18 protein-coding genes are annotated in these 17,677 nt (G+C 27.8%); 6 read left to right on the top strand and 12 right to left on the bottom strand.

Features of this window, described 5'->3' with window-relative positions:
* Positions 1-70 precede the first annotated feature (70 nt).
* The 3 genes from MPF13_RS01210 to amaB all read right to left on the bottom strand — a co-directional run bounded on the left by MPF13_RS01210 (position 71) and on the right by amaB (position 4,282).
* Complete coding sequence (locus tag MPF13_RS01210) at positions 71-1,261, bottom strand: DUF1501 domain-containing protein (RefSeq protein WP_249980440.1); 1,191 nt, start codon at positions 1,259-1,261, stop codon at positions 71-73.
* Positions 1,262-1,271: 10 nt separating this feature from the next.
* The gene (locus MPF13_RS01205; RefSeq protein ID WP_249980439.1) at positions 1,272-2,639 is read right to left on the bottom strand and encodes a DUF1800 domain-containing protein; all 1,368 of its coding nucleotides are present in this window, start codon (positions 2,637-2,639) and stop codon (positions 1,272-1,274) included.
* 101 nt (positions 2,640-2,740) lie between these two features.
* Complete coding sequence (gene amaB / locus MPF13_RS01200; RefSeq protein ID WP_249980437.1) at positions 2,741-4,282, bottom strand: L-piperidine-6-carboxylate dehydrogenase; 1,542 nt, start codon at positions 4,280-4,282, stop codon at positions 2,741-2,743.
* 112 nt (positions 4,283-4,394) lie between these two features.
* Here amaB and MPF13_RS01195 point away from each other — a divergent pair, with 112 nt between their 5' ends.
* Positions 4,395-5,453 carry an isoaspartyl peptidase/L-asparaginase family protein gene (locus MPF13_RS01195; protein WP_249980435.1) on the top strand — a complete coding sequence of 353 codons (1,059 nt, stop codon included), beginning with the start codon at positions 4,395-4,397 and terminating at the stop codon, positions 5,451-5,453.
* On the opposite strand, the gene MPF13_RS01190 is transcribed toward MPF13_RS01195, so the two are convergent.
* From MPF13_RS01190 to MPF13_RS01170, 5 genes are all read right to left on the bottom strand, one after another.
* Complete coding sequence (locus MPF13_RS01190) at positions 5,441-5,794, bottom strand: hypothetical protein (RefSeq protein ID WP_249980433.1); 354 nt, start codon at positions 5,792-5,794, stop codon at positions 5,441-5,443. The genes MPF13_RS01195 and MPF13_RS01190 overlap by 13 nt on opposite strands.
* Before the next feature lie 165 nt (positions 5,795-5,959).
* On the bottom strand, positions 5,960-7,297 hold the full coding sequence (locus MPF13_RS01185; RefSeq protein WP_249980432.1) for a hypothetical protein: 1,338 nt from the start codon (positions 7,295-7,297) through the stop codon (positions 5,960-5,962).
* Positions 7,297-7,752 (bottom strand): RNA polymerase sigma factor, encoded by a 456-nt coding sequence (locus tag MPF13_RS01180; RefSeq protein ID WP_502924065.1) that lies wholly within the window; start codon positions 7,750-7,752, stop codon positions 7,297-7,299. Before MPF13_RS01180 ends, MPF13_RS01185 begins: the two co-directional genes overlap by 1 nt.
* Positions 7,753-7,849: 97 nt before the next feature.
* A complete protein-coding gene (locus MPF13_RS01175; RefSeq protein ID WP_249980430.1) occupies positions 7,850-8,254 on the bottom strand; it encodes a hypothetical protein in 405 nt (134 codons plus the stop codon).
* 5 nt (positions 8,255-8,259) lie between these two features.
* Positions 8,260-8,958 (bottom strand): hypothetical protein, encoded by a 699-nt coding sequence (locus MPF13_RS01170; RefSeq protein WP_249980429.1) that lies wholly within the window; start codon positions 8,956-8,958, stop codon positions 8,260-8,262.
* 77 nt (positions 8,959-9,035) lie between these two features.
* Here MPF13_RS01170 and MPF13_RS01165 point away from each other — a divergent pair, with 77 nt between their 5' ends.
* Entirely contained in the window at positions 9,036-10,010 is a 975-nt protein-coding gene (locus tag MPF13_RS01165; protein ID WP_249980427.1) for a LuxE/PaaK family acyltransferase, read from the top strand.
* On the opposite strand, the gene brnQ is transcribed toward MPF13_RS01165, so the two are convergent.
* Complete coding sequence (brnQ, locus tag MPF13_RS01160) at positions 10,011-11,288, bottom strand: branched-chain amino acid transport system II carrier protein (RefSeq protein WP_249980426.1); 1,278 nt, start codon at positions 11,286-11,288, stop codon at positions 10,011-10,013. It lies immediately after the preceding gene.
* Between the two features lie 5 nt (positions 11,289-11,293).
* Complete coding sequence (locus MPF13_RS01155) at positions 11,294-12,841, bottom strand: serine hydrolase (protein WP_249980425.1); 1,548 nt, start codon at positions 12,839-12,841, stop codon at positions 11,294-11,296.
* 46 nt (positions 12,842-12,887) lie between these two features.
* Between MPF13_RS01155 and MPF13_RS01150 the strand changes: the two genes are divergently transcribed.
* From MPF13_RS01150 to MPF13_RS01140, 3 genes are all read left to right on the top strand, one after another.
* A complete protein-coding gene (locus MPF13_RS01150) occupies positions 12,888-13,673 on the top strand; it encodes an alpha/beta fold hydrolase (protein ID WP_249980424.1) in 786 nt (261 codons plus the stop codon).
* Positions 13,674-13,737: 64 nt separating this feature from the next.
* Positions 13,738-14,193: a YHS domain-containing (seleno)protein gene (locus MPF13_RS01145; RefSeq protein ID WP_249980422.1), complete on the top strand. Its 456-nt coding sequence runs from the start codon at positions 13,738-13,740 to the stop codon at positions 14,191-14,193.
* Between the two features lie 2 nt (positions 14,194-14,195).
* Positions 14,196-14,642 carry a YHS domain-containing (seleno)protein gene (locus MPF13_RS01140; RefSeq protein ID WP_249980421.1) on the top strand — a complete coding sequence of 149 codons (447 nt, stop codon included), beginning with the start codon at positions 14,196-14,198 and terminating at the stop codon, positions 14,640-14,642.
* 107 nt (positions 14,643-14,749) lie between these two features.
* Here MPF13_RS01140 and tyrS read toward each other — a convergent pair whose 3' ends face one another.
* Positions 14,750-16,042 (bottom strand): tyrosine--tRNA ligase, encoded by a 1,293-nt coding sequence (tyrS, locus tag MPF13_RS01135; protein ID WP_249980420.1) that lies wholly within the window; start codon positions 16,040-16,042, stop codon positions 14,750-14,752.
* A 163-nt stretch (positions 16,043-16,205) separates the two neighbouring features.
* Here tyrS and MPF13_RS01130 point away from each other — a divergent pair, with 163 nt between their 5' ends.
* Positions 16,206-17,213, top strand: coding sequence for an NAD-dependent epimerase/dehydratase family protein (locus MPF13_RS01130; protein WP_249980419.1), 1,008 nt, complete (start codon positions 16,206-16,208; stop codon positions 17,211-17,213).
* On the opposite strand, the gene MPF13_RS01125 is transcribed toward MPF13_RS01130, so the two are convergent.
* Complete coding sequence (locus MPF13_RS01125; RefSeq protein ID WP_249980417.1) at positions 17,197-17,676, bottom strand: DUF4296 domain-containing protein; 480 nt, start codon at positions 17,674-17,676, stop codon at positions 17,197-17,199. The two genes, MPF13_RS01130 and MPF13_RS01125, sit on opposite strands and share 17 nt — an antisense overlap.
* Position 17,677: the final 1 nt, after the last annotated feature.

Below are 17,677 nucleotides of genomic sequence, written 5' to 3'. Positions count from 1 at the left end.
TTATATACTTTAAAACGAGTATCAAATCATTTTATAACGAAGTTAGTTGTTTTTGTTAGATTGTCAAGAATTAAATAAACCCTAATTTAGAAAACGATTTGTTTAAAATTTCGCTATCATTTACTTGTAACCACTTGTCTAAAATTGTTGCGTAAATTTCTCTAAAATCTATTTCATATTTTAGGTTTCCATTTTTATCTAGATCACCCAAATTTGGTAAATTATTATACAAACCTTGTTTTTTTAAATTTTTACCCATTATAAAAACATTATTAGCAGTTCCATGATCTGTACCATTAGATTCGTTTTGTTTTACACGTCTTCCAAATTCAGAAAAAGTAAGAATTAACACATCATTAAAAGCATTGTTTTTTTGTAAATCTTCTATAAAAACCTCCATACTTTCTGCATAAGTTTTCAGTAATCTTGCTTGAGAGTTTGTTTGGTTTGCATGTGTATCAAAACCACTTAAACCAGCATAATATACTTGCGTTTCTAAACCAGAATTTATAAATTGAGAAATGGTTTTTAATTGTTTTCCAAACAAATTTTTAGGGTAAGCTGCAGAAGAACTTTTAGTTTTACTTTTTTCGTAAATATATTTTGAAGATGATTTTGCATCTATCATAGTATTGTACAAATACCCCAAATTATGTTCACTTAAATGTGCATCATTATAATTAGAAACCACATTGTTAAAAAATGGTGCACGCATAGAATTATAAAACATTTTAGGGTCTGTAATTGCTAAACCATTTTGTGTTTCTCCCTTTAACATTAAAGACAAACTATCATCTACTTCAATAGCAGAAAAAGGATTTCCTTTTGTATGATCTAAATAACGACCAATCCAACCATTTTGTAAAAACTCATTACTATCGCTTGCAGTTTGCCAAATATCTGTAGATCTAAAATGAGATAAATTTGGGTTAGGATAACCAACATTATTTATAATACTTACAAAGCCTTTATTATACAAGTTTTGTAACGGTTTTAAACTTTTATGAAGCCCAACTTCATCAGAAATTTTAAATAAATCGTTTTGTTTTAAAGCGATTTTATTTCTTTGCTGATAATAAATATCGTTGTGAAAAGGCACTACTGTATTTAAACCATCATTACCACCTTTTAACTGAATAATGACTACTTTTTTGTTGCTAAATGTTTTGTTTGGTAACTGCTCAAAAGCCTTTAAAAACTGAGGCACAAAAAACATACCTGAAGCAAGTGTTGACTGTTTTAAAAAATCTCTACGTTTCATGTTTTTCGATTTAACAAAGTTGATATTCTGGTAAGCTCATTAACTGAACAACAAAATCATGTTTAGAAAGTGTTTTATTTTTATCTAACATTTCTGCAGTTCCTTTATTTATTTCTGAAGTAATAACTTGATGAATTAACTCTTTATTAGAAATATTTTTATAGTTTTCTTCAAATAAATTCCAGTTAGCTTTAATTTTTATATACGCCTTTTTAGTTAGTTTTCTTTTTTTAAGATTGGTAATAATTGTCTCTTCATTTCCTTTTTCTGAATAGGCAATTTCTGCATTATTTAATAAAACCGAAGGCAAACGTAAACGAGAAACTATGGTGTTGCTATCTATCCAATTTCTACCTGTTTTCCATCCTGCAACATTTGGAGGACTTAATAAAACCTGACCCAACATTTTTTGAACCCAAAAAAGCTGTTTTTCTTTTTTAAAAGTATAAGGTACTATTGTATTTATACCGACCAAAAACTCTATTGGCGATTTTATTTTTGTCCCAATATTTTCATCAGCATAAAACCATTTAGAGCTTAAAACATAGTGCATTAATTTTTCTATATCATAATCTTTGTAGAAAACAGTAACCATTTCATCAATATGTTTTTTATTGATGTTTTCATTTACAAAATAGGTGTATATTTTTTCTGATATAAAACGAGCACATTGTTTTTTTTCTAAAATGAGGTCTATAATATCATCACCATTAAAATTACCAGTTTTACCAAAAAAGGTTTTCTCATTTTTATCATGATGTTTTTCTCTAAAAGAGAATTCTCCTCTAAACTTATGGTTATAACCTGTAAAAGCTCTTGCAGCTTCTTTAATATCTTTTTCTGTGTATTGATCTTGACCTAAAGTAAAAAGTTCCATTAATTCTCTAGAAAAATTTTCATTCGGACTTTTTTTCTTGTTTTGTTTGTTGTTTAAATAACCAAGCATTGCAGCTTCTTTAGATATTTTTTTTGTAAAATCTCTAAAATTTCCTAGAGCGTTTTTACGGAGTAAATTATTATAACTATCAACAAATAAGATGTTCTTACTTTCACAAACAAAATGATTTGCCCAAAACAAAGTCATTTTTTCTCTTAAAATTTCTGTAGGATTGTTTAATCTTTCAAACCAAGCAAAAGAAAATTCTTTTACCTTATTTCTACTTATTTTTTGAAGCTCTCTTCTTCGTTTTTTATAATCTTTATAATTTATACCCTCTAAAAATGAAATGTCTACAGATAAATTTGTAGTTGTATTAGATGAAGAAAATAATTCATTTATCACTTTTTTTTTACTTTTTTTAGACAAACGTTTTACTTCTTTTGGAGTAATACCAAAACCAATTCTATTGTATAAATGTTTAATATGTGCTGATTTCATGAAGGTTAGACTAAAAAACTTAAAGATAGTTTAAATTTAACATAAAAAAACCAACTCATTTTGAGTTGGTTTTTTACATTTATTATAACTTTTATAATCTCTTAAAGATCAAATTTAATTCCTTGTGCTAAAGGCAATTCATCAGAATAATTAATGGTATTTGTTTGTCTGCGCATATAAACTTTCCAAGCATCAGAACCAGACTCTCTTCCTCCTCCAGTTTCTTTTTCTCCACCAAAAGCACCACCAATTTCTGCTCCAGAAGTTCCAATATTTACATTGGCAATTCCACAATCTGAACCAGCATAAGACAAGAATTTCTCTGCTTCTTTCATCTCATTTGTCATAATTGCAGAAGACAATCCTTGTGCAACTCCATTTTGTTTTGCAATAGCATTTTCTATTTCACCTTGGTATTTCATTAAATATAAAATTGGAGCAAAAGTTTCATGTTGTACAATTTCAAAATGATTTTCTGCTTCTATAATTGCTGGTTTTACATAACAACCAGATTCATAACCTTTACCTTCTAAAACACCACCTTCTACTAATACATTTCCACCTTCTTTTTTTGCTTTTTCTATAGCAGCTAAATAGGTTTTAACAGCATCTTTATCAATTAAAGGTCCAATATGATTTTTTTCATCTAAAGGATTTCCAATTGTTAATTGTTTGTAAGCACCAACAATGGCATCTCTTACTTTATCATATACAGATTCATGAATAATTAATCTTCTTGTAGAAGTACATCTTTGTCCACAAGTACCTACAGCTCCAAAAACAGCTCCAGGAACTACTACTTTTAAATCTGCAGTTGGCGTAATAATTATGGCATTATTACCTCCTAATTCTAACAAAGATTTACCAAAACGTTCTGCAACTTTAGCACCTACAATTCTACCCATTCTTGTAGATCCAGTAGCTGATACTAATGGAATTCTAGTATCTGCAGTCATCATTTCTCCAACCTTATAATCTCCATTTATTATGCAAGAAATTCCTTCTGGCAAGTTGTTTTCTTTTAAAATTGAAGCAATAATATTTTGACAAGCAACAGCACATAAAGGAGCTTTTTCACTTGCTTTCCAAACACAAACGTCACCACAAATCCACGCCAAAGCAGTGTTCCACGCCCAAACAGCAACAGGGAAATTAAAAGCAGAAATAATACCAACAACACCTATTGGATGCCACTGTTCTCTCATAACATGACCTGGTCTTTCAGATGGAATTGTTTGTCCATTTAATTGACGAGATAATCCTACAGCAAAATCGCAGATGTCAATCATTTCTTGTACTTCTCCATAACCTTCTTGCAAAGATTTACCCATTTCATAAGAAACTAATTTTCCTAAAGGTTCTTTTAATTCTCTTAATTTATTTCCAAACTGACGTACAATTTCACCTCTTTGTGGAGCAGGCATGTTTCTAAATGATAAAAATGCTTTAGTAGCAGTTTGCATCACCTTTTCATAGTCTTCTTTTGTTGTAGTTTTTACTTTTCCTATCAGTTTTCCATCAACTGGAGAATAACTTTCAATAATTTCTCCATTAGAAAAATTGTTAGAACCTGTAGAAGTTCCATTATTTAAATCTTTTATACCTAAATCAAGTAATGATTCTTTAATTCCAAAGTCTATCATTTTGTTGTTCCGTTTTTGTTGTTTAAATTCGAGAAACGAAATTACAATTTTTTTATTCATTTATAAATTAAACAAAAACATTATATTTTGTTAAATTTTAAACAAATTAAATATGAAAAACTATCTGCTACTTTTTTCTTTTTTATTGATTTTATTAGGATGTAAAAACGATATAGACACTACAATTAAAGAAGATAAATTGAACTCTGTACAAAATGAGTTTGCAATTATTATTCATGGTGGAGCAGGTACAATTTTAAAGAAAAACATGTCTGATGAAAAAGAAGCTGCTTATAAAGCTAAATTAGAAGAAGCTATTAAAGTAGGGCATACTATATTAAAAAACGGAGGAACAAGTGCAGAGGCTGTAATGAAAACCATTCAAGTTATGGAAGAATCTCCATTATTTAATGCAGGTAAAGGAGCTGTTTTTACACATGAAGAAACCAATGAATTAGATGCCTCTTTTATGGATGGAAAAACATTAAATGCTGGTGCTGTAGCTGGTGTTACCAATGTAAAAAGCCCTATAGAATTGGCTATAAAAGTTATGACAGATTCTGATCATGTAATGCTTTCTGGTAAAGGTGCTTCTGTTTTTGCTAAAGAAAAAGGTTTAGAAATTGTAGACCCTAGTTATTTTTATACAGAAAGAAGATTTAAATCGCTTCAAAGAATTAAAAATAGAAATAAAACAGAGTTAGATCATGATGATAAAAAAGCAGCTTTTTATGATGCTGATATTAAAAATGCAAAATTTGGTACAGTAGGTTGTGTTGCTTTAGATAAAAATGGAAATATAGCAGCTGGTACATCTACAGGAGGAATGACTAATAAACGTTGGGGAAGAATTGGAGATGCTCCAATTATTGGTTCTGGAACTTATGCTAATAATTTAACTTGTGGAGTTTCTTCAACTGGTTGGGGAGAATATTTTATTAGAAGTCAGGTTGCTTATGATATTTCTGCTCAAATGGAGTATCAACAAAAAACATTAAAAGAAGCCACAAAAGATGTGATTCAAAATAAACTTACAAAACTTGGGGGAACAGGTGGAGTTGTGGCACTAGACAAAAAAGGAAATATGTCTTTTGAGTTTAATACTGCAGGTATGTATAGAGCTTCTATGGATGAAAAAGGAAACTTAGTTGTAAAAATCTATAAAGAATAAGACAACCATTCTTCTGGTATTGGCCCTAAGTCTAGTTCTATTTCTTTAGATTTTATTTTCTTTTTATATCCTAAACGAGTAATTTTAGGAATAGAAAGATTTACGTTATTTTTCTTATTTATTAATTCTAAAGTTTCTTCTATTGTTTTTTTATTACAAAGAACCAAACTATTCATCATAGCATTAGATTCTTTATCTAAATCATAAAAATCTACAAAATAAGCTGGTTTGTTATCTCTATAAATAAGCCATTGAGTACTTTTTTTATTTTTAAGTTCTACAATTTCTTTTGTTCCACTAAAGGTTCTGTATGTTGTTTTTAAAAACATCACTTTTTTCATTATTATTAATATAAGGGGTTAAAATTGAAAAAGTTAACAAAATAATTATATTTAATTAACTATGTATTGTTAAATGTGCAATTTAATTTCAGTCAAAATTAAGATTTTTCTTTCTTCTATTTTTATTTTTTTCGTTAAAATAACGAAGAAACTCGTTAAACGATATTAAAAATTAAATTTTATACCAGAGTATATTCCTAAGTTAAAAGGAGAAAAATTATTTGCATTTTTATTAAAAGTATTTAATTGAGCTTTAAACATAGGATTTAAGTTTAAAGACCAATTATTATTTAAAGAGTAATTAAAATCTAAACCTAAATTACCACTAAAATTAATTGAATTTAAATTAGTTGCTTTTCCAGATCTAGTAAGAAATTGTGAGTTAAACTTTATTTCGTTTTTATTTAAAAACAACGAACTAAACCCAGTAACAATTTGTGTGTTAAACTTGTTTGTTTTTAATAAAGTATATTTAATTTCTATAGGAACTTCTATGTATCCAAAGTTTTGATTTAAATTTCCATTTAAACTTGCTGTATCATAAATTGGGTTGCTACTAAGATCTAAATTTTCATTAGAATTACCATTAAAAGAAAAAGATTCTCCACTATTAAATGCAATTGATGAAGCGTTTTGGTTAATGGAAGATTCTACAGTAATTTCATTATTAACATAACTCATTTCTTGTATATGAATTCCAGACTGGATAGTCCACCTATCATTTATTTTATAGTCTAATTTAAATCCATATGAATAAGAATTTTTTCCTTTTGTAGAGTTAGATAAATTTCTATCTACAGGAGATGTGTTAGAAAAAGAATTTGAATTTAAAACCGCAAAAACAGGAGCAATAGACCATTTTTTTCTAAGCTTTTTAGAAGAAAATAAACTGTCTTTTTTTTGCACATAATTATTTAAATCTATTTTTTTAACAGAAATATTTTTTTCAGCTTTAGTAACTGTTGCTTTGTTACTTTTAATTGCATTATTTGCATCAGTAATAGTATTTTCTTTAAGTATTGTTTTCTCTTTTGTTAAAACATTTTTTTTGTTTTTAGGAGAATTGTCAGCTAAAAAAATCTTTTTCACAGCGTTTTTTGTGCTAACTAGTGTCTTCTTGTTTTTAGTATTATTTTTTATAATTTGTTTCTTTTTTTTAACAGCAATAATTACTTTTTCTTCTATGTTTTCTTGTTGATTTTGTAAATCTTTTTGGGGTTTTATTATAGATTCTACTTTAGTTTTTTCTTTAGAACTTTCTGTAATTATAGTTTTTGTATCTAAATTATTTAATTCAGTTTCATCATTAAAAAAGGGGTATGTTAGTAATGCTAAAACAATTGCAGCAGCAATTCCGCCAGCTGTAAACCACCAAATTGGAAAAACTTTTTTCTTTTTCTCCTTAAGTTTAGATTCTATATTGTTCCATACTTTTTTATCTGGAGTTACCTCCAAATTTTTAAGTTGTTCTTGAAACAATGTATCTAAATTTTTATGATCCATTAATTAATTGTTTTTACTTTTTTTTGATGAATTTCTAACTTTTCCTTTAAAATTTTTCTTGCTCTAGAAAGGTTCGATTTTGAGGTACCAACAGAAATTTTTAGCATTTCAGAAATTTCTTTATGATTGTAATTATCTAAAACATATAAATTAAAAATTAATCTATATCTGTCTGGTAATTGTTGAATGAGAACCAATAAAGTATCTACATTAACTGTTGTTTTTTCAAAATTAAATGCTTCTGGTTCTTTTTCTTCTTCAATAATTTCGTCTACAATTTGTAAAGGAGATTTCTCTCTATATTTTTGTAATGCTGTGTTAATTGTTATTCTTTTTATCCAACCCTCAAAAGAACCTTTGTTTTTATATTGTTTTATTTTTTCGAAAATTGCAATAAAGCTATCTTGTAAATTATCTTCTGCATCTTGATAATTGCTAGAATATTTTAAACAAATAGCAAAAAGCTTATCAGAAAATAGTTGATAAACCTTTGCTTGTGCTGCAATTTCTTGTTTGCAACATTGTTGTATGAGTTTTTCTAGTTTGATGGTTCTAATTTACAGGAACTATTACTTCCTCAAAAATATTATCGCCATTACTATCTACTCCTTTAAAGAATTTAAAAACATAGTCTTCTTCTTGTGATGCTTTTACAGCAATCTTTTTTTCTTCTGTTATTAAAGCTTCTGTACATTCTTGGTCTAACTCTACAAGTGCTGTTATTGCAACTACTCTTGTAGTATCTACAGATTTATAATAAATATGATCAAAAGAATAGCACCCATTGGGTAAAGAGTATTTTACAGTAATTGTGTCTATTTCTCCATAAGTAAAACTTACAGGAGCTATAGCTTCTTCTATAGGTAAATATTCAAACTTGTAATTAGGTTTATAATCTGAATTTAAACAAGAGTTAAAAATTAGTAAACCAATTAGTACTAGGGTAATTTTTTTCATTTTAATTAATATTTAAGAGTTGGATATCCGTTTTCGCAAACAACACTTTTAGGAATAGCTGGTATGTCACAAGTAGAAGCAACTCCGTGATTAAAATTGTATTCTTTTTCTGCTTGTGTATATGCTTCTATTTTTTGAAGAAATGCAACAGTATCTATTTTATTAGAATAAGGAATATAACCTTGAGGACCTCCACATGCTTTAGCACCATAAGCTGTAAACAACCAATCATTGGCATCTGAACAAGAAACACTGTAAGCTAAATTTTGGATTTCATAAAATAAATCCATTAAAGCTCTATGATCTTTTTCTTGTGATGTTAATTCTCTTTTTACAATTAATTCGTTTTCAGTAAGAGAAACAATTCTCCAAGTATAATTTGTTGGGTAACTTTCTGAAGTGATATCAATTAGAGGTTCATTTAATGAAAAAGTACCATTAATTTTAAAAAAAGTAAGAGGAGGTGTGCCACACCAACCAGAAGTTTGCGTTATAAAATCTCCATTTTTACTAAATGAAATACCATAAGCATTTTCTTTAAAAGAATTAGATCTTTTAAAAGTAGTAGTTTCATTATCATAAGTTGGCTCAATCCAAAAACCTAATAAAAGGTTGTTAGAATCTATAATTGGATCATTGTTTTCGCAACTATTAAAAACAAAAATCAGACTAAAAACGGTTAATAATTTTAAAATTAGTTTCATAAAATTGACTTCTTTTCTTACAAGATGCAAAAACTTTAAAAAGGTTGCGTGTAATAATGTTATTTTTGCAAAAGTATATGCAAGAATCAATATTTAACATAAAAACTCCAGAAGATTTTAAGCAAGTTGCTTTAGAAGTTTTTAAACATCAATTTAAAAATAATAAAGTATATAGGTCTTTTTGCGATTTACTTTACATTCATCCCTCTGATGTTTCTAAAGTTGAAGAAATTCCGTTTTTACCAATTCATTTTTTTAAGAGTAGAAAAGTAATTTCATCCTTAGAAAAAATTAAAGAAACGTTTACGAGTTCTGGTACCACAGGAAGTTTAACTAGTAAACATTTTGTTACAGATATTAATTTGTACAAAGAAAGTTATTTAAAAGGATTTTCTCATTTTTATGGAAACATAGAAGATTATACTGTGTTAGCTTTATTACCAAATTATTTAGAAAGAAAAGGCTCTTCATTAGTTTTTATGGTAGATGATTTGATTAAAAAGTCTAATAAACCAGAAAGTGGATTTTATTTAGATAATTTGTTAGAATTGGCTAAAAAACTCGAAGAATTAAATAAAAAAGGAGAAAAAACGCTATTAATTGGAGTTTCATTTGCTTTATTAGACTTAGTAGAAATGCAACAATTTAACCTTAAAAACACCATAATTATGGAAACTGGTGGTATGAAAGGAAGAAGGAAAGAACTAATAAGAGAAGAATTGCATTTAATTTTGCAAAAAGGATTTGGTGTTGATGAAATTCATTCAGAATATGGAATGACAGAATTGTTAAGTCAAGGATATTCTGATGGAAAAGGCGTTTTTAAAACTCCACCTTGGATGAAAATTCTTACAAGAGATACAGAAGATGCTTTAACCATTCTAAAAAATGGAAAAACAGGAGGAATTAATGTAATTGATTTAGCAAATTATAATTCTTGTTCTTTTATTGCAACTCAAGATTTAGGAAAAATACACAAAAACGACACTTTCGAAATCATAGGTCGTTTTGATAATTCAGATATTAGAGGTTGTAATTTAATGGTCTTATAATTAAGTTGTTTTTAGTGTAAACTTTTTTAAGTTTAATCCTATAAAAACAATTAAAGCAGGTAAAACCCAACCCAAACTAGAATTGGCTAAAGGAATAATATTTTTAATACCTGTTAAACTTTCTCTAGGTACTATAAACCCTAAAAAATCTGTTATACTAAATATAAAAGTTACTAAAACTACACTTCTAAAAACCAATTTTGAAGCATATTTGTTAGGTACAATATTTAGTAAAATTAAAACTATTGTTATTGGATATAAAAACATTAAAGCTGGTACAGCTAAAGTGATAATAAAATCTACTTGATAACTACCAACAATAACACCAATTATACATGAAATTGCTGCTGTAATAATAAATGCTTGTTTAGAATAATTGCAAATTCCTTTTATATAATCTGCAGTACCTGTTACAATACCAACAGCTGTTGTAAAACAAGCTAAAGCAACTAAAATGCTTAAAAAAGCAGTACCAAAATCACCTAAAGTTTGAGTACTTAAACTTGATAAAATTTCGGTTCTTGAAGCATTTTCTGCAAATGTAGAAGATAATAAAGAGCCACTTAAAATTAAGCCTCCATAAATTAATAACAAACCAGAACCAGCAATTATTCCTGCCTTTGTAATTAGTTTTTTTCTAGCATCAAAACTATCATTACCTTTTAAGTTTAAAGAAATAATAATTACTGCACCAACCACAACACCACCAATAGCATCAAAAGTTTGGTAACCTTCTAAAATACCATCTACAAAAGGAGTTTTAAAAGTAGAAGGAGAAATGCTACCAGAAGAAGAAAAGGCAGCAATTAAAATGATTATAAATAAAATTAGGACTATAATTGGTGTTAAAAATTTACCAATTAAACTAATTATTTTGTTTCTATTTACTGCAAAAACAAAAACCAACCCAAAGTAAATAATACTTGTAAAAATGGGTTTTGTTTCAAAAAATGGTTGAATTGCCATTTCATGAGTAACTGCAGCAGTTCTTGGAGAAGGAATTGCAATTGCAATTACATAAATAAGCATACAATATGCAGTACTAAAAATTGGAGAAACTTTTTTACCAAAATCATATAAAGTACCTTGTAACTTTGCGTGGGCAAAAATTGCCAAAATAGGAATAGTTACAGCAGTTAATACAAATCCTAAAACAACAATCCACCAATCTGCACCAGATTTTGTACCTAAAGATGGTGGTAAAATTAAATTTCCTGCTCCAAAAAAAAGTGAAAAAAGTGCAAAACCAGCAATCCAGTTATCTTTTGTTTTAATCAAAATTATTATTGTTTTTTAAGGTTTAAATCATGAAAATCGAAACTAAAATCGGTAATTGGTGCAATGTATTTCATAGTTGCACCTGTTGTAATTCCTTTTTCATCAAAAGTAAATTGCACAAAAACATCAGCATCATAACTTCTATTATTCCATTTTGCAACATATGTTGTTTGGTTGTAAGGTAATAGCTCTCCAATTAATGTTGAAGAACGTTCACATTTAATTGTATATTTGTTATCATCATAAGAAATAATGATATTACCAAACCATTTATCGTTATAAGTACCTACAATTTGATTAGGTTTTGGCAAGCTTTTATTGTTTTTGGCTAATGCTACTTTATTAAAAATCTTTGCTTTTAAATTGTCATTATATTTTAAATACTTAGCATTATTTGCTCCTAATTTTTGAAGCCAATTTCTGTTTTTATACCCTAAATAAGAATCTTTAATGGTGTTTGTAATGGTGTTAAATGCATTACCATTCATTTGATTTGTAAGTACTACAATTGCCAAATCTAAATCTGGAATCATAGTAAACTGTGTTACAGTACCAATTAAACCTCCTGTATGATATACTTGTTTGTAACCACCTTTTACATCTGTTAAAAACCATCCTAAACCATAACCTTTAAAGTTTGAATTATAGCTGTCATTTTTTCTAACTTTTAACGGAGTTTGCAATTGCCAAAGTTCATGAAATTGATTTTCGCTTAATAGACGTTTTCCGTTTTTTGTAACTGCATCATTCATTAAAAAATTAGCCCAAGTTAGCATGTCTTTAACATTACTCATAATTCCACCAGCAGGATTTGCAGTTTCGCTCCAATCATGTGGAATTTGAATTACTTTTCCATCTGCTCTTGTATGTGCATCAATAATATTTGTTCTATTTGTAACTCTATTGTAAGAAGCTTTACTATTAATCATTCCAACTGGTTTCATGATTTTTGTTTCTATAAATTCTTCCCAAGAAAGACCACTTACTCGTTTTAAAACTTCACCAGCAATAATAAACATGTTGTTATTGTACGCAAATTTACTTCTAAAAGAAGATTCTGGTTTTAAGTGTTTTACATTGTTAATAATGTCTTTTGTGGTAAAATCATTTCCTTCAGGAAAAAACATTAAATCTCCAGCACCTAAGCTCATTCCACTTCTATGAGTTACCAAATCTCTTACAGTAAATTCTTCTGTAACCCATGCATCTGCAAGTTGAAATTCTGGAATGTGTTTTCTTACTTTATCATCCCAATTTAATTTACCAGCATCTACCATCATTGCTAAAGCAAAACAAGTAAACCCTTTACTGTTAGAAGCAACACCTACCAAAGTGTTTTCGTTCATGTTTTTTTTATTGGTTAAAGAACGAACTCCATGACCTTTAGCGTAAACTATTTTTCCATCTTTTAAGATTCCAACAGAAATACCAGGAACATCAAAAGTATGTAGAGTGTTTTTTACTAAATCATCTAAAACCAATTCATCAATTTGAGCAAAAAAGCTTGTTGATACAAACAAGAATGTTAAAATAAGTGCTTTTTGAAATTTCATTTTTGAAATATTATTTTTAAGACTTAAAGATACATATTTTTGCTTCATGCAAAATTCTATCATCTTTAAAAATGCGCAAATTTCTTATTCTGATTTAGGTAAAGGTGCTGCTGTTGTTTTAATTCATGGTTTCCTAGAAAATAGAACAATGTGGAGTAATATTATTCCTGAATTATCTAAAAGAAATAGAGTAATTTCTATTGATTTATTAGGACATGGAAATTCTGATTGTTTAGGGTATTCTCATTCTATGGAGTTGTTTGCAGAAACTATAGAAGCTGTATTAAAACATTTAAGAATAAGAAAATGTAAGTTAATTGGTCATTCTTTAGGAGGCTATGTTGCATTGGCTTTTGCAGAAAAATACTCACAAAAAATAAAGGGTTTGTGTTTAATGAACTCAACTTCTTTTGAAGATGACAATGAACGTAAAAAGTTAAGAGCTCGCGCAAATAAAATGGTGCAAAACAATTTTACAAATATGGTAAGAATGTCTTTTACCAATTTATTTGGAGAAAAAAGTAGAACTATTTTTAAAGACGAGATGAAACTTGCCTTAAATGAAGCTTTACAAACTCCTATTCAAGGTTACATTGCAGGACAAGAAGGTATGAGAGTTCGTCCAAATAGAAATCATGTTTTAAAAGAAAACAGTTTTAAAAAATTGATAATAATTGGAGAGAAAGACCCTGTTTTAGATTATAAAACTTCAGTTAAAGAAGCCAAAATTACAAATTCTGAGTTTATTGTTTTTCCTGATGGACATATGAGTCATATAGAAAATAGAAAAGAATTAACATCAGCTTTAATAGATTTTACAAAAGCTTCTTAATACGTTTTGGTTTTTCTTTGTAATTAATTAAAAATTTCTTCGACTATGGATTAAAACCAATCGAATGAAAAAATATTTATTCTTATTCTTTTTAGGAATTTCTACGTATTTATCAGCTCAAAAAATAGATTATAATACTAAAAAAGGCTTTGTGGCAGAAGGTTATGATGTTGTATCTTATTTTGAAGAAAAAAAACCTGTTGAAGGGAAAAATAAATTTACAACTACTTATGATGGTGCTAAGTTTAGGTTTTCATCAGAAAAACATTTAAAAATGTTTACAGAAAACCCTAAAAAATATGTACCTCAATATGGTGGTTATTGTGCATATGCAGTAGCAGAAAGAAATACCAAAATGTATATTGATGGAGAAGCTTACGAAATTAGAGATGGAAAATTATACTTATTCTACAGCTCTTTTTTTGGTAGTAAGTTAGAAGATTGGCAAGAAGGAGATACCAAAAAATTAAAAGTTAAAGCAGATAAAAACTGGGAAGGTTTAAAACATAAAAAGAATTAAAAATGAAAAAATTTACCTTATTAATTGTACTGATTTCATTTTCTGTACTAGGACAAAAAAATAATTACAACTTAAAAAAAGGATTTGTTGCAGAAGGATATGATGTTGTATCTTATTTTAACAACAAGGCAGAAAAAGGAGATAAAATGTTTGTATCAACTTTTGATGGAGTAAAGTTTAAATTTTCATCAAAAGAACATTTAGAGATGTTTACTAAATCACCAAAAAAATATATACCTGCTTATGGTGGTTATTGTGCTTATGCAATTGGAGCTAAAGCAGAAAAAGTATCTATAGACCCTAAAACATTTGAAATTAGAGATGGTAAATTGTATTTATTTTACAATTCTTGGGGTATAAATACTCTTAAACTTTGGCAAGAAGAAGGTGCTGAAACGTTAAAAAATAAGGCAGATAAAAATTGGGTAAATATTATTAAAAAAGGATAGTTGAAAGCAATTTTGGAGGAAATTGTTAATGTAAATGAAAAAAGAGAGTTGAAGTAATTCAGCTCTCTTTTTATATCTGTATCATTTTAATAAATGACATTTGTTTTTTATTCAACTTTTAATAAAAAAGTACTTTTTTTACCACGTTGTAAAACTACATATTTGTTAGAAATTAAATCATCTTGAGTAATAGAGTAATCGTCTTTTACTTTTACTTTATTAACAGAAATAGAGTTTTCTTTTAAAGCTCTTCTAGCATCTCCATTAGATTTTAGAAAGTTTGTTTTGGCAGCTAAAGCACCAATCATATCTAAACCTTCATTAATTTCGTTTATAGAAATTGTAGCTTGAGGCACTCCTTCAAAAACATCTAAAAAAGTTTGTTCGTCTAATTGCTCTATGTCTGTTTTAAAAGTTTTACTAAATAAAATATTAGAAGCTTTTAAAGCGTTTTCATAAGCATCTTTTCCGTGAGTTAAAATAGTTACTTCTTCTCCTAATTTTTTTTGTAATAAACGTAAATGTGGGCTTTCTGTATGTTCTGCAATTAAATTTTCAATTGTTTCTTTGTCTAAAAATGTAAACTTTTTAATAAAGTTTTCTGCATCTTCATCAGAAGAATTTAACCAATATTGGTAAAATTTATAAGGAGAGGTTCTGTCTGCATTTAACCACACATTTCCACCTTCTGTTTTACCAAACTTTGTTCCATCTGCTTTGGTAACTAAAGGAACAGTAATTGCATACGCTTTTCCTTGTGCTTTTCTTCTAATTAATTCTGTACCAGTAGTAATGTTTCCCCATTGGTCTGAACCACCCATTTGTAGTCTACAATTTTTTTCTTGGTATAAATGATAAAAATCGTATCCTTGAAATAATTGGTAAGTAAACTCTGTAAAACTCATACCTACAGAAGATTCTGAACTTAAACGTTTCTTAACAGAATCTTTAGCCATCATATAATTTACAGTAATATGTTTACCAGTATCTCTTACAAAATCAATTAAAGAAATATCTTTCATCCAATCGTAATTGTTAACCAATTCTGCTTTGTTATCTGCTGTGGCATCAAAATCTAAATAACGTTCTAAATTTTCTTTAACCCCAGCAATGTTTTTAGCTAAAGTTTCTTCGTCTAATAAATTACGTTCTGCAGATTTTCCTGAAGGATCACCAACCATACCAGTTGCTCCACCAATTAAAGCTATAGGATTATGGCCTGCATTTTGAAAGTGTTTTAAAATAAATATTTGCACTAAACTACCAATATGTAGAGAATCTGCAGTTGGATCAAAACCAATATAACCAGCTGTTTTATTTTTTAATAAATATTCTTCTGTATCTGGCATGATATCATGTAATAGTCCACGCCAACGCAATTCTTCAACAAAATTTGTCATTATAAATATTAATTTATTCAATTTAAAATAGAAATGTTAAATCAATAGTATTGAAGATTATCAATTTTCAATACTTTTATGTAACATCTTACAGCAATTTTTAGTTTGCTATTTTCAGATGGCAAAGATAAACTTATCAATGAAAAAATCATAAATTAGCAGTATGATTTTAGTGACTGGAGGTACAGGGTTAGTTGGCGCACATTTATTGTATCATTTAATTAAAAATGATGAAAAAATACGTGCTATTTATCGTTCTAAAGAAAGGATAGAAAAGGTAAAAGAAGTTTTTTCTTTTTACACTAATGATGAATCTTTAATTTCTAAAATAGAATGGTTTAAAGCAGATATTACAGATGTACCTTCTATGATACCTGCCTTTGTTGATGTAAATAAAGTATATCATTGTGCAGCTTTAATTTCTTTTAATCCTAATGATTATAGAGAAATGCGTAAAGTTAATATTCATGGAACAGCAGTAGTTGTAAACTTATCTATTGATGCAAAAGTTGATAAAATTTGTTTTGTAGGTTCTATAGCTTCTATTGGTAATTCTTTAAATGGAAGTTTAATTAATGAAGATTGTGAGTGGAACTCTCAAGAAGATAATAGTGGATATTCTATAACTAAGTTTGGCGCAGAAATGGAAATTTGGCGTGCAAGTCAAGAAGGTGTTGAGGTTGTAATTGTAAATCCTGGAGTAATTTTAGGAAGCGGTTTTTGGCAATATGGTTCTAGTAAATTATTTACACAAGTTTACAATGGGTTTAAATATTATACTGAAGGAATTACTGGGTTTGTAGGTGTTAAAGATGTTGTAAAAGCTATGGTTTTACTTATGAATTCTGATGTTAAAAACGAACGTTTTATTTTGGTTTCTGAAAACAAATCTTTTAAAGATATTTTCTTTTTAATGGCAGATTCTTTTAAAAAAAATAGACCCTCAATAAAAATACAACCTTGGCAAACTTCACTCTTTTGGAGAGTTTCTAGTTTTGTATCTTTTTTTACCAGAAAAGCACCTTTTTTAAGCAAGTATTCAGCAAAAAGTGCTCATGCTATATCTAAATATACTTCAGAAAAAATTACAAAAGAACTTAATTTTAAATTTCAAAAAATTGAAGAAGTAATTAAAGAAACTTCAATAAATTATACTAATTCTTCTTTTTAAGTGTGTCTTTTTTAATATCTGTTTTTAAAGAATCTACAACAACTGTATCTAGATTTATAGTGTCTAATTCTTCTAATTTTAAAGCAGCTTTTTTAATAGAGTCTTTTCTAATTGAATCTAAATCAGATTTCATTTTTGTATAAAACTCTTTTTTATTGTCTATTTGAGTTTTAGCTTCATTTAAAATTTCTTCGTACAAATCTATTTTACTGGTATAATAAAAGTTACTTGTTGCAAAACGCAAGCTATCAATTTTATATATATCATAAATAAAAGGCATGTAATTAATTTTCTTTTGCTGGTTTTTGTTAATTACAAATTTAGCAGAAGAAGCAATTATCATATCCTGAATCAACATAGTCATTGTATCTTTAGGAATTAAGTCTTTTGGCTTCTCAAAAATAGTATTACTAGTACAAGAAACTAAAAAAACAAGAATTAAAATGTAGCTTAGTTTTTTCATA

It is taken from the genome of Polaribacter sp. Z022 (assembly GCF_023555495.1).
GTDB lineage: Bacteria > Bacteroidota > Bacteroidia > Flavobacteriales > Flavobacteriaceae > Polaribacter.
This window is presented reverse-complemented; position numbering and strand designations above follow the sequence as displayed.